Origin of the sequence: Bradyrhizobium oropedii (assembly GCF_020889685.1) — a bacterium.
GTDB classification, from domain to species: Bacteria; Pseudomonadota; Alphaproteobacteria; order Rhizobiales; family Xanthobacteraceae; genus Bradyrhizobium; species Bradyrhizobium oropedii.
Window position 1 is genome coordinate 1 of the sequence record NZ_JACMYO010000140.1, and the last position, 22,551, is coordinate 22,551.

Below are 22,551 nucleotides of genomic sequence, written 5' to 3' on the forward strand. Positions count from 1 at the left end.
CTTCGCCGGCCGCGATCCTGATCCGCGCCAGCCGCGGGCCGCCGCCGAGATCGCGCAGGCTGTTGCGGAAGCGCTCGATGCCGGCCATGTCGGCGATATCAGACACATTGCCGATCCCCGCGCCATCAGCGATCACCTCGAGCCTGGCGCCGAGGCCGGAGTGGCTGGGCTGCATCCCGGTCTCGCCGAAATGCCCGTTGTCGAGCACGGCGATCGAGAGGTTGCCGGGCTGCTTGGTCGCGATGGTCAGGAGGCTGCCGATCCCCATCAGCTGCTCGCCGTCGCCGGTGACGACCAGCACCGGCCGCTTCGGCTGCGCCAGCGCGAGGCCGAGCCCGACCATCGCCGCGCCGCCCATCGCGCCCCAGAGATAGAAATTGCTCGCGTGCTCGCCGGCATCGAACACATCGTAGGACGAGGAGCCGAGCCCGGAGATCACGAGCAGGTCGCCGCGGTCGGCGAGCAGCGCCTTCACGGCGGCGCGGCGGTCGAGGGTACCAGGTGTGATGGACATCAGTGCGTCTCCTTGGTCCACTTCTTGCGACCGATCATCCGCTGCGAGATCAAGACCGCGACCTGCTGGTCGCCGTCATAGGCGAGCGAGGCCGCAGCCGAGACCACTTCCTCGGCGTCGTCGGGATTCTCCAGCCGCAGTACGGTGGTGCCCATGATCTCGAACGCCTGAGGCGTCGCCCGGCCCATCGGGATCTGCCAGGGATTGAATTCGGCCCATTCGCCGCGCATCGTGACCAGCGTCAGCAGCGGGAAGCGGCAGCTCGCCATCAGCGACAGCATGTTGACGCAATTGCCGACGCCGCTCGATTGCATCAGTAGCACCGCGCGGTCGCCGCCGAGCCAGGCGCCGGCGGCCATCGCCACGCCTTCCTCCTCGGTCGTCAGCACCGTGGTCTTGATGTCGGCATCCGCGTGCGACAGCTTGATCAGCTTGGAATGTCCCGCATCCGGGACGTAGGACACCTGCGCCACGCCGAAGCGCTTCAGCGTGCGGTAGATCGCAACCGGCCAGTCGCTGCTGGTCGCGCTGTCCTGGTGAACGGCAATCTGGTCCATCATGGCCTCGGTCTGGGGACGCGCATTGGCGCGTCCTCACACCGGAAGCATTAGCGTACGGGGCGGTTTAGCTCCCGTCGCATCTGTTTCGCGCAGCTATGCCGGAATTGTATATCCCGTCATTGCGAGTGAAGCGAAGCAATCCATCTCTCCTCATGCGTGGACGGATGGATTGCTTCGTCGTTTCGCTCCTCGCAATTGTCGATGTTCACTAATTCGCTGATTGGATCGCGGTGGTCTTGGTAGCGGCGAAGGCCTTCGGTGTTTGCCCTGCCAGGGCCTGATGGGGTCTGTGGTTGTTGTAGTAGATCAGGTACTCGAACAGTTCATTGGCGAAGTGGTCAAGATTGTCGAAGGTGGCGCCCTCGATGACATCCTCGTCGAGGGTGCGCCAGAACCGCTCGACCTTGCCGTTGGTCTGCGGCCGATAGGGCCTGGTGTAGCGGTGCTTGATGCCGAGTTCGAGCAGCATGGCCTCGAAGGGATGTTCCTGAGGGTTGTTGCGAGAGGCGAACTCGGCGCCGTTGTCGGACAGGATTTCCTGGAAGGCGAGCCCATAGGTGACGTTGAGGGTGTTGATCATCTTCAGCGTCTTGAACATGACTGGCAGCGCCTTCTTGGAAATCAGGACCTCGGCCCAGGCCAAGCGCGAGCAGCTGTCGATCAGGCTGATGATGTAGGCCGTGGCCGGGGGCGGCGCGAGGAACATATCGCGCGGCAATTGATGCAGATCGACGTGGCCCAGCTCCCCGAGCTTGTCCTTGATAATGCGACGTTTCTCCTCGCGCATCGCCGGCGTGCGGCGGTTCAGCTGATGGCGTCTCAGCACCCGGTAGATCGTCACCGGCGAAGGTACTGTGTCCCGCTGCTCGCGCAAGACGGCATGGATCTCGTAACGATTCATCCCGCGCTTGCGGCAGGCGATGATCTCAGCCTCGATCCCTTCCGGCTCGCGCCGTTCCCGCCATTTGGGCCCACGGCGACGCGGCAGCAAGTCCGCTTCGTCGCCACTCTGCAAATAGCGATTGTAATACTTGCGGAACGTCTGCGAGCAGGTCCCGTGGTGGCGGTAGAAGTCTCCGACCCGCTTGAACAGCTCCGACCGCCCCGCCTTCACCGCCTCATATTCCGGGATCAGGAACCGCCACTTCTGTAGGTAGTTGCGTTCAATCGTCCGGTCGTAGCTGTTATCGCGCATCGGACCGTCCTCCAGTGGAGCGATCCAATCAGCGAATTAGTGAACATGCACAGCAATGACGGGGCTGACGATCTCCGAACTCAGGCATTCGGCTGCAAGAACGTGCCGTATTGCTCGCTGGTGGCGACCGCGGCGGCGGCGTGTCCGATGGCACGCATCGCCGCCATTATCGGCCACGGCCCAAGGCTCACCCTGCGGACACCGACGCGGGCAAGGTCCCCGATTTCGGGGACACCTTGCGTCACCATGATGTTGACCGGCAGCGGCGTGAGCTGAACGAATTTCTCGATCAGCGCGAGGTCGGTCAGTCCAGGGACGAAGATTCCATCGGCGCCGGCATCGGCATAGACCTTGGCACGCCTTGCCGCTTCATTCAGGCATTGCTCCGGCGAACCGAACTTCAGCAGAAACGGATCGCTTCGGGCATTGATGAAGAGACGGATTCCGAGTTTTTGCGCGGTGTCGCGCACCGCCCCGATCTTCGCGGCATGCTGCGCAGGATCAGCGAGTTGCCGCTTTCCGCCAACAAGCCCGTCCTCGATATTGATGCCGATGGCGCCGGCCTTCAGGATCCGGGCCGCTGAATTCGCGGCCGCCTCCGCCGTGTCGCCATAGCCCGCCTCCAGATCGATCGATACCGGAACCGGGACCGAAGCGGTCATCCGCGAGACCAGGCCCTCCACCATGTCGAGCGGGGCGTTTTCTCCGTCGGCATAGCCGAGCGCGGCTGCGACGGCGCCGCTGCTGGTCGCGACCGCCGGCGAGGACTTCGCGATCGCCTTGGCGGTGGCGACGTCCCAGGCGTTGAACAGCACGAGCGGATCGCCCTGCTTGTGAAGACCGTGAAACGCTTCGGCATATTGCTGCTGTGTGGTGGCGTCCATTGCGCGCACTCCTGTTCGGAGAATCTGAAGATGTTGTCGTCAACGCCGCCCTGGTCGGGCATCCGTGCCAAAGGCGGCGATTTCGTTCAGCAGGCGGCGCTGACCAGCGTCCGCCATCTGCGTTCAATCGGGGGCGTGGGTCTTGAACCATTCCATGATCAGGCTGGTGACCTCGGCCTCACGCTCGAGGTGCGGGAAGTGCCCGACATCGGGCAGGACAACGCGCTGATGTGGCCCCTTGAAGAGCGGCTCTTCCTTCATCGAATACCGCGCCGTCGGATCGTTGCCGCCATAAATCGTCAGCGTCGGCGTATGCATGTCGTTGATCGGCAGCCGGCCCGCAACGCCCGCATCGACCAGGCCATTGTAGTATTTCAGCGCCGCCTTCATGGTGCCGGGAGAGCTGAGCGTCTCCTTGACCGATCGGAGATGCTCGTCGTTCTCCAGGGTTGGCGACCACAACTTCCAAAGGTAGTCGACGAAGGGAAGTCCCTCGATGTTGACCGCCGAGTGAGCGCCAGGCACCGTAAAGAAATAGACATGGAAGACCGATCGAACGGCATCGGGATCGCTCCTTAGGCTCGGGATTGTGATCGGGTGCGCGGTGTTCATCACCACCGCGGCCTTGATCGCCGACGGCGCCGTCGCCAGCGCCTGAAAGGTCGACGTGCCGCCCCAATCCATGCCGACGACGCGCGCCTGTCCGTCGTCGCTCAGCGCCGCGATCAGCGCTTCGAGATCCCTGCCCAGCGCGATCGGATCGAAAATGCCGTCGGCCGGAATCTCGGTCGGCGCATAGCCCCGCAGGAACGGCGCGACCGCGCGATACCCGGCATCCGCGAACACCTGCAATTGCTTTCGATACGACCAAGCATTGTCGGGAAAGCCGTGCATGAACATGACGAGCGGGCCGCTGCCCTGTTCGAGATAGGCAAACCGCACGCCGTTGGCTTGCACGTATTTCAGCGCGGGTTCGCGGCCGGCGGCGTCCGGTGCTGCCAGCGCGGTGCTTCGGGTTGTCATCACTGTTCTCCATCGTTTTTTTCTTGGCTGCTCTCCCGGATAAATATGTGCGTAGCGCACATATATAGTCAAGTTGTTTTTTGTGCGCAGCGCACATATTATTCACCGCATGGAAAACGGAATTGCCAATCTGCTGGGCGCGTTGTCGCTCGCCGTCATGGATCGGATCGAGCAAGGCGCGCGCGAGGTGGTCGGCCGCGGCGGCGAGACGCCCGCGGCCCTCATCGTCATCGGCTACGGCCAGGGCATGACCAACGACAAGCTGCGGCGGATCCTCGGCCTGTCGCATTCCGGAACCGTCCGGCTGGTCGACCGTCTGGTTTCGGATCGGCTCGTCGAGCGCCGGGCGGGAAAGGACGGCCGGGAGGTCGCCTTGCACCTGACGGCGTCAGGCGCCGCGTCCCGCAACGAATTGTTGGCGTCCCGGATCTCAGCCGTGACGTCCTTGCTGGACGTGCTCTCGTCGGCAGAACGAAAGCAGCTCGCAACGCTGATCCGCGAGTTGCTGGCAAGGCAGGATACATCAGAGATGGATCGCTTCACGATCTGCCGGATGTGCGACGACAGGGTCTGCGCCAACTGTCCGTTGCCGACCAACAAGGGCCAGCACGCGCGCTAGCCCCCTGCCGTCAGGGTGCGCTCTTCCTCACCGTGAAGACGTACATGTCCCAGAACGTCTCGGGGTGAGCGACCTCGAAGCGATGCCACTGATCCAGATTGGTCTCGTCGGCCGTGCCCGGAAACTGCTTGTGGAATTGCTCGAGCACCGCCGGATCGTCGAACGGCTCGAAGCCCTGGAACGACAGGCCGTGCTCGTTCAGGAACGCTGCGATCTCCGGGATCGTCAGGCGGTGCTCCATGACGTTGAACAGCAGATCGCGGCAGCCGCTCATGCTGTAGAAATCCTTGGCGCCGATCAGCGGTTTCCACTGATCCGCCTCGCGGAAGATATCCTGCCGGCATCGTCTGATATCGTCGGCAGTGGCGCGATAGCCGCGCGCGGAGATACGGGTGCGGGCCTCCACGATGACGCGGCGCGCCAGATCGCTGTACAGGCCGATGCGCATCGTGCCGCCCGGCCGCAGCAGCGAGACCAGCACGCGCCAGCCGGTCATGGGCTCGGCAAGATGGTGCAGCACGCCGACCGACTCGATGCTGTCGAAGGTGCGATCGATCGCACCTAGTTCGAGGATATCAGCCTGTGCGTATTCAATGTTGCGCAAGCCGAGCTCCCGCGTCTTGCGGCGCGCATAGGCGAGACTGGTCATGCTGATGTCGACCGCGAGCAGGCGGGCGTTCGGATAGACTTGTGCGATCTGGATCGCGTGCGAACCGGTGCCGCAACCCGCGATCAGGATATCCCGTTCGGCTCGCTGTTCCGCGGTCGCGACGGTTCGTCCTCGCGCCCGATCGGCGGTGAATGCCGTCAGCGGGTTCACGGTCCAGCGCGGATAGGGATTTTCCTCGTACTGGCGCATCACCTCGACGGATACGTCGTTCCTGATCGGGGTGAGCGCCGCAATGGCGCTGCGCTCTTCCATCTCCTCGCGCGGCTCGCGAAGTTGCACCCGCAACAGGCCGGCTGTGGTCGCAGGCCAATCCCGACGCAGCAGCGCGTCCGCCTCAGGCAGGGCATGAAGCGGGAAATAGGCCGCAACGACGGCCAGCGTGAGCGGCGTGATCGCGGCGCCTGATGCCAGGTCCTGCAGCAAGCGATCGCGCAGTGCGCCCGCTGCTTCGCTTTCCACTGCAGCCTGTCCATCAACATATTCGTTGATGAAGCACTGCCGGGCGAGCGCGCGGGCAAAGGCAATGATCTCGTCGTCGACGTCGCTTTTGTTGCTCGCGAGCCGCAGCAGCTCGGTCCGCGCATATCCAAGCAGCACCTCGAGCTGCATGCTCGCCAGCGTCGTCGCTTCCATCGCCGAGCGCAGGAACAGGTCGCCCGCAAGCGGCGCAATGCCTTCGCTGCCGAACAATTCGACGCTCGGTACCGGCAGCGGCCATTGGCCGGCAATCCGCCCGACATAGGCGGTGACGGTAGGGCTCTGGAGGATGAAGCCGACGGCCTTCGCATCCATGCCGAGCGCAAGCGCCTTGCTGAAATGCGCGGTCGCCTTGGCGCGATTGCCCAGCGCCAGGTAGGAGTTGCCGGCATTGTAGTGGCAGGCGGCGTTCACCTCGTCCGAAGCGATGGCTTTCGCAAACATCTTCGCCGCGGCCCGGTGATCGCCGGATGCCTGCGCCATCAGGCCTAGAAGGTTCAGGCTCTGCACATGCGCAGGCTCACGCGCGAGAATTTGCCGGCAAATCTCCTGCGCTTCGTTGAAGCGTCGCATCCCGTAGAAGCGGCTTGCCTCCGCAGCGAGGCCGGCAATGCTGACGCCCGCGGAGCCGAAAGCAGGTGCGTTCCTGGCGGACTCGTCCCGTCGCTTACCGGCCGCACGCCGTTCTTTTCGGTTCATGTTCCGTCAACTGGCCCAAACTGCGAGACGCGGCGCATCGACCGCTCGGCCCAGACATAGGGCCGATCGCATTTGTGGCCAAGGACTATCTAAGCTCAGCCCGGGATCCGCACCGGCAGGTTCTCGATGCCGCGCACGAAACTGGAGTAGACCCGCTTCGGTTCGCCGACCACCTCGATGCGGTCGAAGCGCTTCAGCATCTCCTGCCAGACGATCTTGAGCTGCAGCTCGGCGAGCCGCATGCCGACGCAGCGATGGATGCCGAAGCCGAACGACAGGTGGATGCGCGGCCGGGCGCGATCGATGATGAACTCGTCGGGGCGCTCGATCACCTCGTCGTCGCGGTTGCCGGAGACGTACCACATCACGACGCGGTCGCCCTTCCTGATCGTCTTGCCGCCGATCTCGGTATCCTGAAGGGCGGTGCGCCGCATATGCGCGAGCGGCGTTTGCCAGCGGATCACCTCCGGCACCATGGTGTCGATCAGTTCGGGGTTCTCCTTCAGCTTCCGGAACTGATCGGGATGCTCGTGCAGCGCCAGCACCGAGCCGCTCATGGTGTTGCGGGTGGTGTCGTTGCCTCCGACGATGAGCAGGATGATGTTGCCCATCAGATTGTCGGGGTCCATGTGCCGGGTGGCGTCGTTATGCGCCATCATCGACAGCAGGTCGTTGCGCGGGGCCGAGTTGACGCGCTCGTTCCAGAGCTTCGAGAAAGTGGCGTAGCACTCGTCCATCTCCTGCCGGCGCTGTTCCGGCGAATCGACGATGCCGCTCTTCGGCAACGCGGTGGAGACGTCGGACCAGCGCGTCAGCTTGCGCCGCTCTTCCCAGGGGAAGTCGAACAGCGTCGCCAGCATCTGGGTGGTCAACTCGATCGAGACGCGCTCGACGAAATTGAAGGTCTCGTTGCGCGGCAGATTGTCGAGCACGCTGGCCGAACGCTGACGGATCAGCTTGGCGAGCTCATCCAGATGCGTCGGCGTGAACATCGGCGACACGGTCTTGCGCTGATGGGCGTGCTTCGGCTGGTCCATCGCGATGAAGCTCGGATAGTCGTAGCCGGGCGGCACGTCGCGGATCGAGATGCCGCCGAGCGTGGAGTCCGACGAGAAAATGCCGTGGCTGGTGTCGACATGCATGATGTCGTTGTACTTCACCACCGACCAATACGGTTCGATCGGGGCATTGGTGCAGTAGTGCACCGGCTCTTCCTTGCGCAGCCGCTCGAACCACGGCCACAGCGTGTCGTTCTGGAACAGTTTTGGCGCGCCGGGATGAAAGTCCTGCAACGGTGTCGAATACGCTTCCTCGCGCGCCTGGCGCTCTAGCTCGGCCCGGTCGGCACGGATGGCGGTCTGGACGTTCATGCTTCTTGATCCCGATTGGCTCGCGACGCGTCAGGCGGCAATGCGCACTGGCAGCGTCTCGTAGCCCTTGATGAAGCTGGAATACACCCGCTGCGGCTCCTCTACCACATCGATGGTGTCGAAGCGCTTGAGGATCTCTTCCCAGATGATCTTGAGCTGCAGTTCGGCCAGCCGCAGGCCGACGCAGCGGTGAATGCCGAAGCCGAACGAGATGTGGGTGCGCGGCCGGGCGCGGTCGATCAGGAACTCGTAGGGCTTCTCGATCGCTTCCTCGTCGCGGTTGCCCGAGACGTACCACATCACGACCTTGTCGCCCTGCTTGATCTGGCGTCCGCGGAATTCGAAATCGGCGAGCGCAGTGCGCCGCATGTGGGCAAGCGGCGTCTGCCAGCGGATCACCTCGGGCACGAAACTGTCGATCAGCGCCGGATTCTCGCGCAGCTTGCGGTACTGCTCCGGATGCTTGGCCAGCGCATAGATGCTGCCGGACAGCGTGTTGCGCGTGGTGTCGTTGCCGCCGACGATCAACAGGATCAGATTGCCGAGGAAATTCTTCGGGTCCATGTTCCGCGTGGCGTCGCTGTGCACCATCATCGAGAGCAGGTCGCTCTTCGGCGGCTGGTTGCTGCGCTCCTTCCAGAGCCTGGCGAAATAGCTCGCGCATTCCATCAGTTCGGCCTGCCGTTCGTCTTCGGTGGCGACGAGGCCGCCGGCGCCGGGCAGGGTGGTCGCGACGTCAGACCAGCGCGTCAGCTTGCGGCGGTCTTCCCAGGGGAAGTCGAACAGCACCGCGAGCATCTGGGTCGTCAGCTCGATCGAGACCTTGTCGACCCAGTCGAACACCTCGCCACGCGGCAGGTTGTCCAGGCATTCGGTCGAGCGCTTGCGGATATTGGTTGCGAGTTCGTCAAGATGCGTCGGCGTGAACATCGGCGCCACGGTCTTGCGCTGCGCCGAATGGCGCGGCTGGTCCATCGCGATGAAGCTTTCGCGGCGCAGATCCGGCGGCACGTCGCGGATGGTGATGCCGCCGAGCGAGGCGGCCGAGGAGAACACCGAATGGTTGGTCTCGATGTCCATGATGTCGTTGTAGCGGGTGATTGACCAGTACGGACCGAACATCGAGTCCTTGCAGTAGTGCACCGGATCCTCGCGGCGCAGCCGGTCGAAATACGGCCAGAAGGTATCGTTCTTGAACAGCTCGGGATCGCCGGGATCGTAGTCCGCGAGCGGAAGCGTGTTGGCGCGTTCGCGTGCGGCGTCCAGATTCATAGCCTCGGCGAGATCGATGGTCCCGTGCATGAGCGGCTCCTCAACCGTTTCGCAGCCGGGGCATCGCCGGCGCGGCATGTTTTACCGAATTACATTCCCATTCCGCGGTTTGCGCAAGGGCTCTCAGCGCGCATTTGGCCGCATTGGTAGCCGGCCAAAACGGCCGAATCCGGGCTTTTCCTGTTGTGGAGGCGCAGCGGCGGCGACCACGCGCGTTTGAAACGGTGTTTGATTTGGCCGGGCGGAGGTGTGCGAACGGTGCCGGGCCTCTATTGGCTGTCGGGTTTTTCGGTGCCGGGCTTTTCGCAGGGGTAGGTGTCCTGCATGCCCCAGAGCAGCAGGAGCGCGACCAAGGCGTCGCCCTTTGCGGACCGCTTGTCGGCCGACTTCAGCATGATCTCCTCGGTTTGCTCGGTGGACAATGCGAGGTTGCCAGGCATGCAGAACGACGGTTGGTCGTGGCGCCGCAGCCATGCATTGTAGGCCATCAGGCCGCCTTTCACGCCGTCCAGGTACATATGATTGAAGATGCGGAAACTCTCATTCGCTGGATTGCGATAGGAATCCAGCCGCACGTCGCCGGCCGCTGCGGGAGCCGCCGTCAGCGCCAGAATGCATGCTGACAAAATCCACTTGTTCATCGCTACCTCGCTCGCGGCGGCGCCATCGCCTGTTCCGTAAGTCACGTGATTGCTCGCTTGGGTTCGACGCCGGCCCGCGACGGGGGGAGCCGCTGCGAGGACCGCGCCGTTTCCGGCAATGCCGTTAAGGCATGGCCAACCGCACCCCGCCAAAAATCGGCCGGCGATCTCGACCTTATGTGAAACCTGGATCACACTCAGAGCGACAAACCTGTGCTTTTGATGCGCAGAGATTGTCCCGTCCTGGAGTTATCCCGTGAACGACATGAGCTGGACCCCGCTGGGGCCGCCGCAGCCGCCCCCGCAACCGGTTCCACCGCCGATGCCTGTGGCATTTTCAGGGAGCCGGAAGGAGTTCTTCCGGTTGGTCGCGCGCGGTGCCGGGCTCGAGCTGGTCACCGTCGGCTTCTACCGGTTCTGGCTCACCACCGACATCCGCCGCCACCTCTGGTCGAACACCCTGATCGATGGCGACGCGCCGGAATATACCGGCCGCGGCAAGGAGCTGCTGATCGGCTTCCTGGTCGCGCTGGCGATCTTGCTGCCGGTCTATCTCGGCTACTTCCTGATCGGTATCGAGGCGGAGCATCTCAAGGCGTTCGCCTCGCTGCCGCTGGTCGCGTTCTTCTACGTGTTCGGCCAGTTCGCGATCTATCGCGCGCGGCGCTACCGCCTGACCCGCACGGTGTGGCGCGGCGTCCGCTTCTGGATGAGCGGCTCGGGCTGGATCTATGCGCTCAAGGCCTCGCTGTGGGGCCTGCTGGTCGTGATCACGTTCGGCCTGGCGCTGCCGTGGCGCGAGGCGGCGCTCGAACGCTACAAGATGCGGCATTCCTATTATGGCGACCTGCAGGGCTCGTTCGAGGGCCACGGCTGGGAGTTCTTCAAGCGCGGCTGGTGGCTGTGGCTGTTGATGCCGTTCGCGCTGTCTTCCTACGTCTTCGCCCCGTTCGCCTATGCCGCGTTCAAGGCGGTCGAATGGCGCTGGTGGCTGTCGGGCATCCGCTTCGGCGAGGTACGGCTTGAATCGACGCTCAGCCGCGGCGCGCTGATCGGCCTTTACTGGAAGGTCATCGGCTGGATCCTGCTGCTTGTCGTGGTGTTCGCGGTCTACGTTGTGCTCAGCACCTTGCTGGTCGCCAGCATGAGCGGCTCTTCGATCGATACGTTCTTCAAGACCGAGGCGTTCGCCAAGAGCATTCCCCTGATCGTCCTGCTCGGTATCGGCTATCTCGCCTTTGCGCTGGCGATGAACGTGGTGATGCGCGTCTATCTGATGCGCGATCTCTGGGTCCGGGTGCTGTCCTCGACCATCGTGCACAACATCGCTGCCGCCGCCAACGTCACCGCGCGCGGCGATCTCGCCAATGCGCTCGGCGAGGGCTTTGCCGATGGCCTCGATGTCGGCGGCTTCTAGCGACATGGAAGCAGATTCCAACGAAACCAGCTCCGCGGCGACGCCCAATCCCGGCGGCGTCTTCTTCGACGGCCTGTCCAACCGGCGGCGCATCGTCGCGCTCAAACTGTCCGATGCGCTGGAGATCAGGCAGGACGGCGAACAGCTCGCGCGCTGGGCGTTTCACGACATCCGCCGTGCCGACAGTCCGTCCGGCCTGTTGCGGCTGAGCTGCCTGACCGCGCCATCGCTGGCGCGGCTCGAAATCCGCGACGCAGCGCTGATCGCCGAGCTCATCGCACGCTGCGACACGCTCGAGGCCGACCTGCCGAACCGCAAGGGCGTCGTCGCGATCGTCGGCTGGTCGGTCGCGGCTGCGGTGTCGATCGTGCTGGTGGTGCTGTTCGGCGTGCCGCTGGCCGCCGAGCGGTTGACACCGCTGGTGCCTGATTCCTTCGAGCGCCGCATCGGCGATGTCGCGGAGGCGCAGGTCAAGGTGCTGTTCGACGGCAAGCCCTGCAGCAACGCGGCCGGCCAGGCGGCATTCGCGAAGCTGGTCGGCAAGTTGCGGGAGTCCGCAGGTTTCGACAATTCGGTGCAGTCGGGCGTGCTGGCGACGCCGGTGCCGAACGCCTTCGCGCTGCCGGGCGGCAAAGTGTTTCTGTTCGACGGGTTGCTGGAGAAGGCCGAGAACCCCGACGAGATCGCCGGCGTGCTGGCGCATGAGCTCGGCCATCTCCGGCATCGCGACAGCATGCGCGAGCTCATCCACAATGGCGGCACCTCGTTCCTGATCGGGCTGTTGTTCGGCGACGTCACCGGCTCCGGCGCGCTGATCTTCGCATCGCGCTCGCTGGTGACGTCATCCTATTCGCGGGACGCCGAGACCAACGCCGATACGTTCGCGATCGAGACCATGCACAGGCTCGGCCGTCCGGCGAAGCCGATGGGCGAACTGATGTTCCGCGTCACCGGCAAGGAAGGCGGCAAGGGATTCTCGCTGATCTCCAGCCATCCGCTGACCGAGGACCGCCTCGCGCGCATGGACAAGGCCGACGCCGGCAATAAGCCCAACGGCCAGCCGCTGCTGTCATCAGCCGAATGGCAGGCGCTGAAGGGCATCTGCGGATCGGGCAAGGGCAAGGTGTAACGCAAGGGATTTACGAAATCGGGATCTCGAGAACCGGAGCCATCCCATGCCGCGTGACGACAGATACTGGTTTCCCGCCAAGCGCTACGGCTGGGGCTGGGGACCACCCAGCAACTGGCAGGGCTGGTCGGTTCTCGTAGGCTTTCTGGTTTTGATTGCGGTCGGCGGCGCGATGAACCTGCCGCATTCTCCCGCGCGCTTCGTGACCTATGTGGTCGTCCTGAGCCTTCTGCTCATCGCCATATGCTGGTGGAAGGGCGAGCCGCCGCGCTGGCGATGGGGCGGCGACTGAGGCGCGATGGGACCAGGCTGAATCGTCCAAATCGATCCGGGCTAGCGCGACATTTTGACGGAATTGACTTGAGCGGGGGCAGACTGCTCATGGTCTCCGAGCTCGCACGCGCCCGGAGGATTTGCCTGTCTTGACCATCGAAAGCGACGCCCGCTTCTGGGACCGGGCTGCACGCAAATATGCCGCGCGGCCGATCGGCGCGCCGGCCGAATATGAGCGTACGCTGGACCGCACCCGCGCACTGTTGAAATCCAGCGATCGTGTGCTTGAGCTCGGTTGCGGGACCGGCACCACGGCGCTGCGGCTTGCGGGCGACGTCGAGAGTTATCTCGCCACCGATATTTCGGCGGAGATGATTGCGATCGCCAATGAGAAGCGGTGAATTTGAAATCATCGTCTAGCCGGTCGCGAGCCTCTACTTCACCAGCCGGAACTTGCCGCCGTCGACCTTGATCAGGAACGCCGACCGTTCGTCATAGCCGTTGTGGTCGGTCGGGCTCATGGTCGAGAGGCCGTTGTTCAGATAGACGTCCTTGCCGCGTTCCAGTTCGTCGCGCAGCGCGGCGCGGAATTCCGGCGTGCCGGGCTTTGCCGTCTTCAACGCGATTGCCGCCGCGCGCTTGAACAGGGTGACGGCGTCCCACAGATGCGCGCCGAAGATGTTCGGCTTTTGCCCGTTGACCTTCTCATAGGACGCCACGAACTCGTCGCGCACCTGGCGGAACGGATCGTTCGCCGGCAGATCGTCGGCGATCGTGAAAGCCTCGCCGGTGAAGATCGCGCCCTCGACATTGGCGCCGCCGAGCTTGATGAATTCCTCCGACGCAACGCCGTGGGTCTGGAAGATCTTGCCGGCATAGCCGCGACTGCGCAGCGCCTCCTGCGGCAGCACGGCCGGCGTGCCCGCGGAGGCGATGAACACCGCGTCCGGGTTGGTTGCGATCACCTTCAGCGCCTGGCCCGTCGCACTGGTGTCGGCGCGCGCATAGACCTCATGGGTCGTGACGGTGAGGCCGAGCTGAGGGGCCAGCCGCGACACCTCATTGTAGTAGCCTTCGCCATAGCCGTCGGAGACGCCGACATATCCCAGCGTCTTGATGCCGGACTTGGCGATGTATTTCAGGATCGCCGCCGCCATCAGGTCGTCATTGGGCACCACCTTGAACGCCCAGCGGCGGCGGTCGTCCATCGGGCGCACGATCGCGGTTGCCGCGGCCAGCGAGATGATCGGCGTCTTGGCTTCCGCGGCGACGTCGAGCATCGGCATGGTCACCGGGGTGAGCGAGGAGCCGATCAGGATGTCGACGCCGTCCTGGATCACCAGGCGGCGGGCATTCTGCGTGCCTTTGGTCGGATCGGATTCGTCGTCGAGCGCGATATAGGTGACTTTCTCGCCGCCGATCTCCTTCGGCAGCGCGGCGATGGTGCGCATCTGCGGCTGGCCGAGCGCCGAGCCCGGTCCGGATGCCGACACCACGACGCCGACCTTGATGTCGGCCCGCGCGTCCGGTGCAATCAGGATCGCACCCGCGAGTACCCAGAGTCCGGCCATGGCCAGCTTCATTGCAAATCCTCCCAGCAAGTTCTTTTTGTTTAATGCGCGGCCGATGATAGCCGACCGCTGTCCGGTTCCGCATCATATTGATTCCACCTGATGCGTCTGTCCCCCGGATTGGGGACAGCGGACAGCACTTGGGTAAGGGGTGCACGTCCGGCAGCACGGGAGGCCTCAGACGGAATCGGTCATTCGTACAGCGGCCGGATTTCGATCTCGCCCGGTCCCGGAATCGGATTCGGGCAGCACTTCCGGTCCGACCTCGATCCGGCCTTGAACCCCGCGTTTACCAATCCCTTAAAGGCCGCGCGAACCAGTTTCCCTAATCGGGCGGCAATGTCTCCCTGATATTGGAAGGATCAGAAAAGGGAGTACGAACATGTTCAGCATTGTTCGGATCCTCGTCTTGATCGCATCTGCGTATGCGGGATCCGTGGTTGCAGTTGGACGGCGCGCCATCGTCGCAAGCGGTCCACGTCCATGAGTGAGCTTCATCCGATCGCGTCCGTGCACGCGCGCGCCATCTGCGAAGAGATCGGCGAGCGGCTGCGTCATGCCCTGCGCGGCGACTATGCCGACTTGCCGCCAAGGCTGCGCGACCTAATCAACGAACTCGCGCTGCAGGATTGCGAGGCGCCATCGCTGGTGCCCGCGATGGCGGACCTGACGAGACCGGTCGTGTTTGCAGCCTAGTCTAGATATTGACTTGCGATGACCTGCCGACCCGCCGAACCTGAATTTCGGGCGGCGAATGTGTGTGCTAGATTAGCCTGCATCCCGGTATGGAGTTGCGCCCGGCATCTTGGCAGGACGTGAGGTCGCCTAGAAGGGCGTCCAGGCTCCATTCAAAATCGTCAATGATGGCGGCGCCTGATGTCGCGGGCCGGGCTTGAACAACCCGCTGACCAAAAGATCATTGACCGCGTTTAGGCGAACCCCGTCTTGGACATGGCCACCCCACTGTCGAACGCAATGCCCCCGGAGCACTGCCCCGCGATCGAGTTTGCAGCCTGCCTGCCGTTGTCGTGTTGGTCAAAGTCGGAGGCGACAGCCAGGATACAAGCCGAGCCGGACGAAAAGGCAGGCTCGCTCTTCATGGAAAAGAAGACGTCGGGCGCCAGTTCTCTGCGTTCGCAAACAGACCAGGAGGGAGCCCACACCTCGCAGGCCACAAACTCGGCCTGACGGCCTGAGAGGAGCACTCCGTTCTCAGTGTGCGTCCACTTTTGGCATCCCGCCTTACTCCAGCCAATGCGCCCAAACGAAATATTCCTTTGATTGGGCGTGCCGTTCCCTGGATGTAGTTGGCTTGATCGTACCGCTGCATCACGCGCTACGTGGATAAGGGGATCCAGAGCGTTGAATATGTGGGTCCACGTTCGTTCAACCCACGGCGGGGCCGTCGTCGGACTTCCGAGAACGGCGTAAACCAGATATTTGCGATCTCGAAATCCCATTCGATGCCGTGCTCATCGCCGTTGCGTCGAACTCTCAGACGGCGCGCATCATTAGCAGTCTCCCTTGAGTCTGCAAGGTACGCCGAGCGCGACTGCTGTCCCAGCGGTTCTGGTTGGTGACCAAGCGGAAGAGTGAAGCGCCGTTCCCTGTGCCGAGCATACCCCGTGCCGCGCTCACACGTTCTTCGCGACCTTCCGCGTCCGCGTCGGTCCGGCGCCGGCGATCGCCGGCTTGATATTCCACACTGCGCGCACGCTTGCGAAGGCGTGGGCGATCACCGGCTCGTGGCGGCGGGCGGCGAGGGTGGCGAAGGAGAGATCGCAGGTGAGCTTCACCTTGTCGGCGACGACGAATTGATGCGGGCGCGCCATCCGGGTCGCCAGCACATTGTCGCGCGCAAGGCTGAGGCACAGGCCGGATTCGACGAAGTCGATCATCGCCTCTTCCTGGTCGGTATAGCCGACGCGCTTCGGCAGCGCGCCGAGCGGGCGGAAGATGTCGTCGAGCATCCGCCGGTGGCCGGAATGCGGCGGTGTCGCCAGCCAGGGCATCTCGGCGAGCTCCGCCCAGCCCTTGCCGATCACCCGGTCCCGCCAGCCGATCGGTGCGATGACGCGGTAGTCGTAGCTGAGCAGCGGCGCCAGCTGGTAGCGGCCGTCGGCGATGGTCCGCTCGGCGAAGCTGTGATGGACGAGCTGCTCCGGCGGCGTGGCGTCGACATAGTAGCCGACGTCGAGTTCGCCCCTGCCGATCTGCGCCAGCACGTCGTCGCTCACGCCATGGCGCAGGAAGACCTCGGTGCGCTGCGAGGACATCGCAAGGCTGCGCACGAACGGTCCGAGCCGGGTGAATTCGGGATCGAGGATGGTGCCGACGCGCAGCGTGCCGCGCTGCGCCTCGTTCAGCGAATCCGCCATCGCCTTGAAGTCGGATGCCGCCGCCACCGCCCGGTGCGCCAGCGGCAGCAGTCCCGCGCCGGCCTCGGTCAGCGTGAATCCGCTCGGTGTGCGGTTGAACAGCAGCAGTCCGGTGCTTTCCTCCAGCGCCTTCAGTTGCAGGCTGACCGCGGGCTGGGTCAGTTTCAGCATCGCGGCGGCGCGCGACACGGTGCCTTCACGGGCAACCGTGATGAAGCAACGCAAGGCCTGGGTACGGGGAAGCTCGGTCATCGTGTGTGCTTATAGCACACTTTTTTTGAGTGCATCCGACCTGCGTCGTGCATTGTCGTGTGATTATAATACAACCATTGCGAGAAGTCAGGATGGTCGCCACGCGATCATGCCTTCGGTCCGCGCGCGCACCTCCGGCGAGGCGAGGCAGGTCGCGACCGCTTCATAGCCGGGCGCGCCGGGTACCGGCCTGACGCAGATCGGCCGGCTGTGATTGGCGGGGCACAGGATGATCGCTTCGTCGTCGCCGACAGCGTCGAGGTCCAGGATCGCGTTGGAGCGTGTCAGGAAGAACAGCGGCCGGGCCTCCGGTCCGCGACGGCGCAGAAACGCGATCATGGCTTCCTGGCTGGCCGCGTCGAGCCTCTGTTCGAGCATGTCGATCACGAGGATCGCACCGTCGCAGGCCTCGATGGCCGCGAGCAGGGTGGTCAGCGCGGTCGAGTCCATTGCGCCGCCGGCCCGGAGGACGGCAAGGCTCGCTTCGACCCGGGCCTTGTGCGCCGGGTCGGCATCGAGCCGCGCGCGAACGGCCGCGCCGCCGTCGGCTGTGCGGTCCAGCCCCACGAAGCTGGCCTCGGGCAGTGCCTCCGCGAGCCGCTGTGCGAGGCGCGTCTTGCCGCTGCCGAGTGGGCCGACGATGTAGTTCAGCGGCTTGATGTCGCGCAGCTCGAAGCGCTCACCGCCCCACGGCCACGGCAGATCGAACGCGACGCCGATCGCCGGCCGCGTCCTCACAGCGCCGATGACGTCGCGCGTCGCGGGCATCTTGCCGCGGCCGAGGTCGGCGCGCATCCGGCGCACCCTGGCGATGCTGTCGCCGCTTTGGCGGATGCTCGCTTCGAGCGTGGCCTCGTGCGCCGCCAGCACCCGATCGAGGATGACGGCGTCGCCGCTCAGGATCCGCGCCACTTCATTGATGCTGAGGCCGAGCGCGCGCAGCGCGACGATCTCGGCGCAGCGTGCCATCTCGGCCGCACCATAAGCGCGCCATCCCGCCGGCGTGCGGCCGGGTGCGATCAGGCCGCGCTCCTCGTAGAGGCGCAGCGCTTTCGCCGAGATACCGAGCTGTCTGGCAGCTTCGGACGGGCTGAGGAAACGGGCGGCAGCAGCATTCATCGAATCACCTCGCATTGTCTGACCGCGCCTCTTATGGAGCGGCCGCAGGGGCAAGGTCAAGCGGGAAGGGGGGGGTCCCGCACTCTGCGGTACGACTCACAAGCCGCACCACACACTCGGTGTCGTCCCTGCGAAAGCAGGGACCCATAACCACCGATGGTGATTGTTGCGCGACGATGTGGCCACAGCTTTCCTCACCAAGCCAATCCTGTGGTTATGGGTCCCTGCTTTCGCAGGGACGACAGCTTTATGTGTTGCGGGCGTCGGTGCCTATCATAGCACCCTCACTCCAGATGGTTCACCTTTGCCACCCAGGCGCGGACGTCGGTCAGTACGGCGGGCAGCACGGCCTTGACCTCCTGCACGTTCATACCGGGCTTGATGCGGGGGTCGTAGAGCAGATTGAGCAGATATTGGTCGTAGACGTCGAAGAAGCCCATCGAGACGCTGTCGTTGAACATGGTCCACGGCACCGTCGCAGTGTCGTTGATCGGGCCGAGCGACTGCAACAGCTCCTCATAGGCGCAGTCGAGGAAGACGAAATCGCCATTGTCGACGGTGAGGATCACGTCGGAATGCTCGATCTCGTATTTCTCGTTCTTGCGGAAGCCGGACAGGCATTGCGGATCGAGCGAGGAACGGATCTCCTTGGCGCGCTCCTGGCCGTAGAAGGTCGCGATCGTCCGGTACAGCTCGCGATCGCGCACCAGCTTGACCACGACACTGGCCGCATCCTTGTCGTCGGTCATCGCGATGTCAAGATGCTGCACCTTCGTGCCGATGTCGGCGATGACCTTGGCGAGCTGGGCCTTGCGGTCGGCGCGGCTGCCGTCGGCGAACACGCGCACCGGGCTGTCGTATTTGCGGATGCGGTCCACCCGTCCGGCAAGATGATATTCGGCACCGAACGCGGTCTTCAGAAAGCCCTCGACGATCTCGGCATCGGTGAAGACCTTCTTCTCGTGGCGCTGGCGCGCGGCGATTGCCGGCACCTCGGTGGCGGTTGCGGGTCTGGTGGCGTCAGCAAGGCAAGCGGCGAGCGCTGCGGCGACAACGAACAGGATCGAGAGGCGGGGCTGGGACATCATGACAACGCTGCCGCAAGGTTTGCGGCAGCGCAAGACGTGATCAAGGTGGCGGGATCAGCGATCGTGCCGGATGGCCGCGGCCTGGTCCCGCTGAAATCGACGCGATCAGTTCTTCACCACCACGGTGGCGCCGACCGAGACGCGATCATAGAGGTCCTTGACGTCTTCATTGGTCATGCGGAAGCAGCCTGATGAGACCGCCTGGCCGATCGTCTCGGGCTCGTTCGAGCCGTGAATCCGATAGAGCGTCGAGCCGAGATACATTGCGCGCGCGCCGAGCGGGTTCTCGATGCCGCCGGCCATGTGGCGCGGCAGATCGGGGCGGCGGCGCAGCATGTCCGAGGGCGGCGTCCACGACGGCCATTCCTTCTTCGCGGAGATGCGGTGGACGCCGCCCCAGCGGAAGCCGTCGCGGCCGACGCCGATGCCGTAGCGCAGCGCCTGGCCGTTCGCCATCACCAGATAGAGCCGGCGCTCGGCGGTGTTCACCACGATGGTGCCGGGAGCATAGTTGGTCGGGTAGTTGACGGTGGTCCGTGGGATCGGGCTCGCACCGCCACCGCCGAAGAAGCTCGGGGGCTCGGACTGGTAGCCGCGGGAGTCGAAGAATTGGGCCTGGGCCTGGCCGGCTCCTGCCAGGATCGTGAGCGCGGCAAACATCAAGGCAAACGGGCGCATCGTCGTCGTCCTCGCGAACAATCAAATATGTACTCAGAGAGGCCACAATTACCGGCATTTCGCAAGCGACGAAGCCGTGACTTCCGGCACTTTCGAACAACTCGGTTTAAAAAGGCAACAGATCGTAAGCGATACCTGCATTGTCCGGCCAAGCCTTTGACGAAGCGGATGAAGAATGGTTGATCTGGAGCGTTCTCAAGCGAAGCAAGAAACATCTCTGACGGGAGCGAGTTCATGAACGGTGCGGAAAGTCTGGTGCGGACATTGGTCGCGGGCGGCGTAGATGTCTGTTTCACCAATCCGGGCACCTCGGAGATGCATTTCGTCGCAGCACTGGACAAGGTCCCCGGCATGCGCTGCGTGCTCGGCCTGTTCGAAGGTGTGGTGACCGGTGCGGCCGACGGCTATTTCCGCATGAAGGGAACGCCGGCCTCGACGCTGCTGCATCTCGGGCCCGGTCTCGCCAACGGCCTTGCCAATCTGCACAACGCCAAGAAGGCGCATTCCGGCATCGTCAACATCGTCGGCCAGCACGCCACCTACCACATCGGCTACAACGCGCCGTTGACCTCCGACATCGAGGGCCTGGCGCGGCCGATGTCGTCCTGGGTGCGCACCTCGCCGGACGCCAAGTCGGTTGCGGCCGACGGCGCCGCCGCGATCGCCGCGGCGAAGAGCGCGCCGCCGCAGATCGCAACGTTGATCCTGCCGGCCGACACCGCCTGGAACGAGGCCGACGGTATCGCTGATGTGCCGGTCGACGCGCAACGCCCGAGCTACTCGCCGCAGGCGGTCGACACCGCGGCGAAAATCCTGCACGGCGATGCCGCGCATACCCTGCTGCTGGTTACCGGCAGTGCGCTGACCGAGCACGGGCTGGCGCTCGCCGAGCGCATCGCCGGCAAGACCGGCTGCACCGTGATGGGCCAGACCTATCACCCGCGCATGGCGCGCGGCCGCGGCCGCTTTTCGGTCAACCGGATTCCCTATGTGATCGAGCAGGCGCTGCCGATCCTGAAGAATTTCCGTCACATCGCGCTGGTCGAAGCCAACGATCCGGTGGCGTTCTTCGCCTATCCGAACAAGCCGAGCATGCTGAAGGCGGAAGGCTGCCAGGTGCATCGCATGACCGCCTGGGGCGAGAATTCGGTCGCGGCGCTCGAGGCGCTCGCCAATGCGCTGCATGCCACGGCGCAGGACGTCAAGCCGCAGCAGCACCCGGAACTGGTGAAGCCGACCGGCGCGCTCAACCACGCCACGATCGCGCAGGCGATTGCGTGCGCGATCCCCGAGAACGCCATCATGGTGGATGAATCCGTCACCACCGGGCGTGGCTTCTTCCCGCCGACCGCGGGCGCTGCGCCGCATGACTGGTTGCAGAACATGGGCGGCTCGATCGGCTTCTCGACGCCGGTCGCAACCGGCGCCGCGATCGCCTGTCCTGACCGCAAGGTGATCTGCATGGTCGGCGACGGCAGCGCGATGTACACGATCCAGTCGCTATGGACGCAGGCGCGCGAAGGGCTCAATGTCGTGACCATCGTGTTCGCCAACCGCATCTACCAGATCCTGCGCGGCGAGTTCGACGGCGTCGGCGCCGGCGAGCCGGGCAAGCGGGCGCAGGACATGCTGAAGATCGATCGGCCGACGCTCGATTTCGTCGCGCTCGCGAAGGGCATGGGCGTGCCGGCAGTGGCGGTCACGTCAGCGGATGAGTTCAACAAGGCGCTGGCGAATGCAGTTGCCGAGCCGGGACCGCGGCTGATCGAAGTGCAGATGTAGCAGCTCGAGTGCAACGGCCGCGGCGGCGGTCGAGCATGATCCGGAAAAGTGCGAAGCGGTTTTCCGAAAAGATCATGCTCAAACAGAGAGCTAAAGCAATGATGGATCAACCTGATCTCATCGCGCTTTAGTCCAGTCGGAGGCGCCAATGCAGGCCGAGCTGAACAAGGTGATCGCCGCCGTGCAGGAGTTTTACGCGCAGGAGACCTTCCTGCTGGAGCGCGATCTCGGCGAGCGAACGCTTACTCACCGGCTGGCGGTCTATGTCGAGCGGCAGTTTCCCGGCTGGCAGGTCGACTGCAACTATGATCGGCTCGGCGAGCGCACGCTGCGGCTGCCGCGCGGCTCGGGGAGCTCGACCGATGACCATCTCGGCAAGTCGATCTATCCCGATATCGTCGTGCATCAGCGCGACATCCCGAACAATCTGCTGGCCGTCGAGCTGCGCAAGGACAGCAACCACCAGCCGATCGAGCACGATCAGCGCAAGCTGCAGGCGCTGACCGATCCGAATGTCTGGTTTGCCTATGCGATGGGCGTTCTGGTGATCGTCGGACAGCACGGCGTGAGCTTTTCCGAAGTCTATGCCGGCGGTGCCATCGACAGCGCCATGTCGCGCTGGTTTGCGGAGCGTATACGCGAGAGCGGGCTCGCAGGCAGGCACGACGATGGTGCTCAGCATTAAGTCTATCGATGATTCTTTCTACGCATTGCAGTGATAGCCCGTTTGGATCATGCGCCGCCCCTGCATGCACGGCAGAAAAGAAGGTGCGGGAGGTGGAGCAATTCCTGGAGCTGGTGGTCAATTTTCAGAACGATCCGATGGCGGTGCGGATTATCGGCTCCGCGCCTCTTTCGCTCCCTCTCCCGCACTTCAATTCGCTGCCCCAAGTCTTCGCTGCCCCAAGTCTTCGCTGCCCCAAGTCTTCGCTGCCCCAAG

At 64.2% G+C, this 22,551-nt stretch carries 21 protein-coding genes and 1 pseudogene; 8 read left to right on the forward strand and 14 right to left on the reverse strand.

What is annotated here, in order from left to right; genetic code table 11:
- The 5 genes from H8A95_RS30540 to H8A95_RS30560 form a co-directional block, all read right to left on the reverse strand.
- On the reverse strand, nucleotides 1–514 hold a 514-nt coding region (locus tag H8A95_RS30540; protein WP_229186548.1), incomplete at its 3' end, for a thiamine pyrophosphate-dependent enzyme.
- Nucleotides 514–1,074 (reverse strand): thiamine pyrophosphate-binding protein, encoded by a 561-nt coding sequence (locus tag H8A95_RS30545; protein ID WP_229186549.1) that lies wholly within the window; start codon nucleotides 1,072–1,074, stop codon nucleotides 514–516. The genes H8A95_RS30540 and H8A95_RS30545, both read right to left, overlap by 1 nt.
- Nucleotides 1,075–1,282: 208 nt before the next feature.
- Nucleotides 1,283–2,269, reverse strand: coding sequence for an integrase core domain-containing protein (locus H8A95_RS30550; RefSeq protein ID WP_229186550.1), 987 nt, complete (start codon nucleotides 2,267–2,269; stop codon nucleotides 1,283–1,285).
- Nucleotides 2,270–2,349: 80 nt separating this feature from the next.
- The gene (locus H8A95_RS30555; protein ID WP_229186551.1) at nucleotides 2,350–3,153 is read right to left on the reverse strand and encodes an isocitrate lyase/PEP mutase family protein; all 804 of its coding nucleotides are present in this window, start codon (nucleotides 3,151–3,153) and stop codon (nucleotides 2,350–2,352) included.
- A gap of 123 nt (nucleotides 3,154–3,276) precedes the next feature.
- Nucleotides 3,277–4,176: an alpha/beta fold hydrolase gene (locus tag H8A95_RS30560; protein ID WP_229186552.1), complete on the reverse strand. Its 900-nt coding sequence runs from the start codon at nucleotides 4,174–4,176 to the stop codon at nucleotides 3,277–3,279.
- A 109-nt stretch (nucleotides 4,177–4,285) separates the two neighbouring features.
- On the opposite strand from H8A95_RS30560, the gene H8A95_RS30565 reads away from it, so the two are divergent.
- Nucleotides 4,286–4,795: a MarR family winged helix-turn-helix transcriptional regulator gene (locus H8A95_RS30565; protein WP_229186553.1), complete on the forward strand. Its 510-nt coding sequence runs from the start codon at nucleotides 4,286–4,288 to the stop codon at nucleotides 4,793–4,795.
- A 10-nt stretch (nucleotides 4,796–4,805) separates the two neighbouring features.
- Here H8A95_RS30565 and H8A95_RS30570 read toward each other — a convergent pair whose 3' ends face one another.
- The 4 genes from H8A95_RS30570 to H8A95_RS30585 form a co-directional block, all read right to left on the reverse strand.
- A complete protein-coding gene (locus H8A95_RS30570) occupies nucleotides 4,806–6,641 on the reverse strand; it encodes a class I SAM-dependent methyltransferase (protein WP_229186554.1) in 1,836 nt (611 codons plus the stop codon).
- A 95-nt stretch (nucleotides 6,642–6,736) separates the two neighbouring features.
- Nucleotides 6,737–8,011 (reverse strand): cytochrome P450, encoded by a 1,275-nt coding sequence (locus H8A95_RS30575; RefSeq protein ID WP_229186555.1) that lies wholly within the window; start codon nucleotides 8,009–8,011, stop codon nucleotides 6,737–6,739.
- Between the two features lie 30 nt (nucleotides 8,012–8,041).
- Complete coding sequence (locus H8A95_RS30580; RefSeq protein WP_229186556.1) at nucleotides 8,042–9,313, reverse strand: cytochrome P450; 1,272 nt, start codon at nucleotides 9,311–9,313, stop codon at nucleotides 8,042–8,044.
- 239 nt (nucleotides 9,314–9,552) lie between these two features.
- Entirely contained in the window at nucleotides 9,553–10,119 is a 567-nt protein-coding gene (locus H8A95_RS30585) for a hypothetical protein (RefSeq protein WP_229186557.1), read from the reverse strand.
- A gap of 70 nt (nucleotides 10,120–10,189) precedes the next feature.
- On the opposite strand from H8A95_RS30585, the gene H8A95_RS30590 reads away from it, so the two are divergent.
- The 4 genes and pseudogenes from H8A95_RS30590 to H8A95_RS30605 all read left to right on the forward strand — a co-directional run.
- The gene (locus tag H8A95_RS30590) at nucleotides 10,190–11,341 is read left to right on the forward strand and encodes a DUF898 domain-containing protein (protein WP_233287275.1); all 1,152 of its coding nucleotides are present in this window, start codon (nucleotides 10,190–10,192) and stop codon (nucleotides 11,339–11,341) included.
- Nucleotides 11,342–11,345: 4 nt separating this feature from the next.
- Entirely contained in the window at nucleotides 11,346–12,470 is a 1,125-nt protein-coding gene (locus tag H8A95_RS30595; RefSeq protein ID WP_229186567.1) for a M48 family metallopeptidase, read from the forward strand.
- A 46-nt stretch (nucleotides 12,471–12,516) separates the two neighbouring features.
- The gene (locus H8A95_RS30600; RefSeq protein ID WP_229186559.1) at nucleotides 12,517–12,762 is read left to right on the forward strand and encodes a hypothetical protein; all 246 of its coding nucleotides are present in this window, start codon (nucleotides 12,517–12,519) and stop codon (nucleotides 12,760–12,762) included.
- Nucleotides 12,763–12,892: 130 nt separating this feature from the next.
- A pseudogene (locus H8A95_RS30605) lies at nucleotides 12,893–13,141 on the forward strand (class I SAM-dependent methyltransferase); the annotation flags it as partial.
- A 36-nt stretch (nucleotides 13,142–13,177) separates the two neighbouring features.
- Here the strand turns inward: H8A95_RS30605 and H8A95_RS30610 are convergent.
- Entirely contained in the window at nucleotides 13,178–14,326 is a 1,149-nt protein-coding gene (locus H8A95_RS30610) for an ABC transporter substrate-binding protein (RefSeq protein WP_229186560.1), read from the reverse strand.
- Nucleotides 14,327–14,797: 471 nt separating this feature from the next.
- Here H8A95_RS30610 and H8A95_RS30615 point away from each other — a divergent pair, with 471 nt between their 5' ends.
- Nucleotides 14,798–15,010 carry a hypothetical protein gene (locus H8A95_RS30615; RefSeq protein ID WP_229186561.1) on the forward strand — a complete coding sequence of 71 codons (213 nt, stop codon included), beginning with the start codon at nucleotides 14,798–14,800 and terminating at the stop codon, nucleotides 15,008–15,010.
- A gap of 938 nt (nucleotides 15,011–15,948) precedes the next feature.
- Here the strand turns inward: H8A95_RS30615 and H8A95_RS30620 are convergent.
- The 4 genes from H8A95_RS30620 to H8A95_RS30635 all read right to left on the reverse strand — a co-directional run bounded on the left by H8A95_RS30620 (nucleotide 15,949) and on the right by H8A95_RS30635 (nucleotide 19,829).
- Nucleotides 15,949–16,944 carry a LysR family transcriptional regulator gene (locus tag H8A95_RS30620; protein WP_229186562.1) on the reverse strand — a complete coding sequence of 332 codons (996 nt, stop codon included), beginning with the start codon at nucleotides 16,942–16,944 and terminating at the stop codon, nucleotides 15,949–15,951.
- An 87-nt stretch (nucleotides 16,945–17,031) separates the two neighbouring features.
- Nucleotides 17,032–18,063: a MerR family transcriptional regulator gene (locus H8A95_RS30625; protein WP_229186563.1), complete on the reverse strand. Its 1,032-nt coding sequence runs from the start codon at nucleotides 18,061–18,063 to the stop codon at nucleotides 17,032–17,034.
- A gap of 284 nt (nucleotides 18,064–18,347) precedes the next feature.
- Complete coding sequence (locus H8A95_RS30630) at nucleotides 18,348–19,148, reverse strand: DUF2927 domain-containing protein (protein WP_229186568.1); 801 nt, start codon at nucleotides 19,146–19,148, stop codon at nucleotides 18,348–18,350.
- Nucleotides 19,149–19,256: 108 nt separating this feature from the next.
- Nucleotides 19,257–19,829 carry a L,D-transpeptidase gene (locus tag H8A95_RS30635; protein WP_229186565.1) on the reverse strand — a complete coding sequence of 191 codons (573 nt, stop codon included), beginning with the start codon at nucleotides 19,827–19,829 and terminating at the stop codon, nucleotides 19,257–19,259.
- Between the two features lie 234 nt (nucleotides 19,830–20,063).
- On the opposite strand from H8A95_RS30635, the gene H8A95_RS30640 reads away from it, so the two are divergent.
- Nucleotides 20,064–21,611 carry an acetolactate synthase large subunit gene (locus tag H8A95_RS30640; protein WP_229186566.1) on the forward strand — a complete coding sequence of 516 codons (1,548 nt, stop codon included), beginning with the start codon at nucleotides 20,064–20,066 and terminating at the stop codon, nucleotides 21,609–21,611.
- A gap of 148 nt (nucleotides 21,612–21,759) precedes the next feature.
- Nucleotides 21,760–22,296, forward strand: coding sequence for a hypothetical protein (locus H8A95_RS30645; protein ID WP_229169255.1), 537 nt, complete (start codon nucleotides 21,760–21,762; stop codon nucleotides 22,294–22,296).
- The last annotated feature ends 255 nt before the right edge of the window (nucleotides 22,297–22,551 follow it).

Coding starts and splice junctions, on each gene's coding strand:
- H8A95_RS30550 (WP_229186550.1), bottom strand. CDS start 2,269: ATGCGCGATAACAGCTACGACCGGACGATTGAACGCAACTACCTACAG.
- H8A95_RS30600 (WP_229186559.1), top strand. CDS start 12,517: ATGCCGCGTGACGACAGATACTGGTTTCCCGCCAAGCGCTACGGCTGG.
- H8A95_RS30645 (WP_229169255.1), top strand. CDS start 21,760: ATGCAGGCCGAGCTGAACAAGGTGATCGCCGCCGTGCAGGAGTTTTAC.
- H8A95_RS30555 (WP_229186551.1), bottom strand. CDS start 3,153: ATGGACGCCACCACACAGCAGCAATATGCCGAAGCGTTTCACGGTCTT.
- H8A95_RS30565 (WP_229186553.1), top strand. CDS start 4,286: ATGGAAAACGGAATTGCCAATCTGCTGGGCGCGTTGTCGCTCGCCGTC.
- H8A95_RS30630 (WP_229186568.1), bottom strand. CDS start 19,148: ATGTCCCAGCCCCGCCTCTCGATCCTGTTCGTTGTCGCCGCAGCGCTC.
- H8A95_RS30590 (WP_233287275.1), top strand. CDS start 10,190: ATGAGCTGGACCCCGCTGGGGCCGCCGCAGCCGCCCCCGCAACCGGTT.
- H8A95_RS30570 (WP_229186554.1), bottom strand. CDS start 6,641: ATGAACCGAAAAGAACGGCGTGCGGCCGGTAAGCGACGGGACGAGTCC.
- H8A95_RS30625 (WP_229186563.1), bottom strand. CDS start 18,063: ATGAATGCTGCTGCCGCCCGTTTCCTCAGCCCGTCCGAAGCTGCCAGA.
- H8A95_RS30640 (WP_229186566.1), top strand. CDS start 20,064: ATGAACGGTGCGGAAAGTCTGGTGCGGACATTGGTCGCGGGCGGCGTA.
- H8A95_RS30610 (WP_229186560.1), bottom strand. CDS start 14,326: ATGAAGCTGGCCATGGCCGGACTCTGGGTACTCGCGGGTGCGATCCTG.
- H8A95_RS30635 (WP_229186565.1), bottom strand. CDS start 19,829: ATGCGCCCGTTTGCCTTGATGTTTGCCGCGCTCACGATCCTGGCAGGA.
- H8A95_RS30575 (WP_229186555.1), bottom strand. CDS start 8,011: ATGAACGTCCAGACCGCCATCCGTGCCGACCGGGCCGAGCTAGAGCGC.
- H8A95_RS30545 (WP_229186549.1), bottom strand. CDS start 1,074: ATGATGGACCAGATTGCCGTTCACCAGGACAGCGCGACCAGCAGCGAC.
- H8A95_RS30595 (WP_229186567.1), top strand. CDS start 11,346: ATGGAAGCAGATTCCAACGAAACCAGCTCCGCGGCGACGCCCAATCCC.
- H8A95_RS30580 (WP_229186556.1), bottom strand. CDS start 9,313: ATGCACGGGACCATCGATCTCGCCGAGGCTATGAATCTGGACGCCGCA.
- H8A95_RS30615 (WP_229186561.1), top strand. CDS start 14,798: ATGAGTGAGCTTCATCCGATCGCGTCCGTGCACGCGCGCGCCATCTGC.
- H8A95_RS30560 (WP_229186552.1), bottom strand. CDS start 4,176: ATGACAACCCGAAGCACCGCGCTGGCAGCACCGGACGCCGCCGGCCGC.
- H8A95_RS30620 (WP_229186562.1), bottom strand. CDS start 16,944: ATGACCGAGCTTCCCCGTACCCAGGCCTTGCGTTGCTTCATCACGGTT.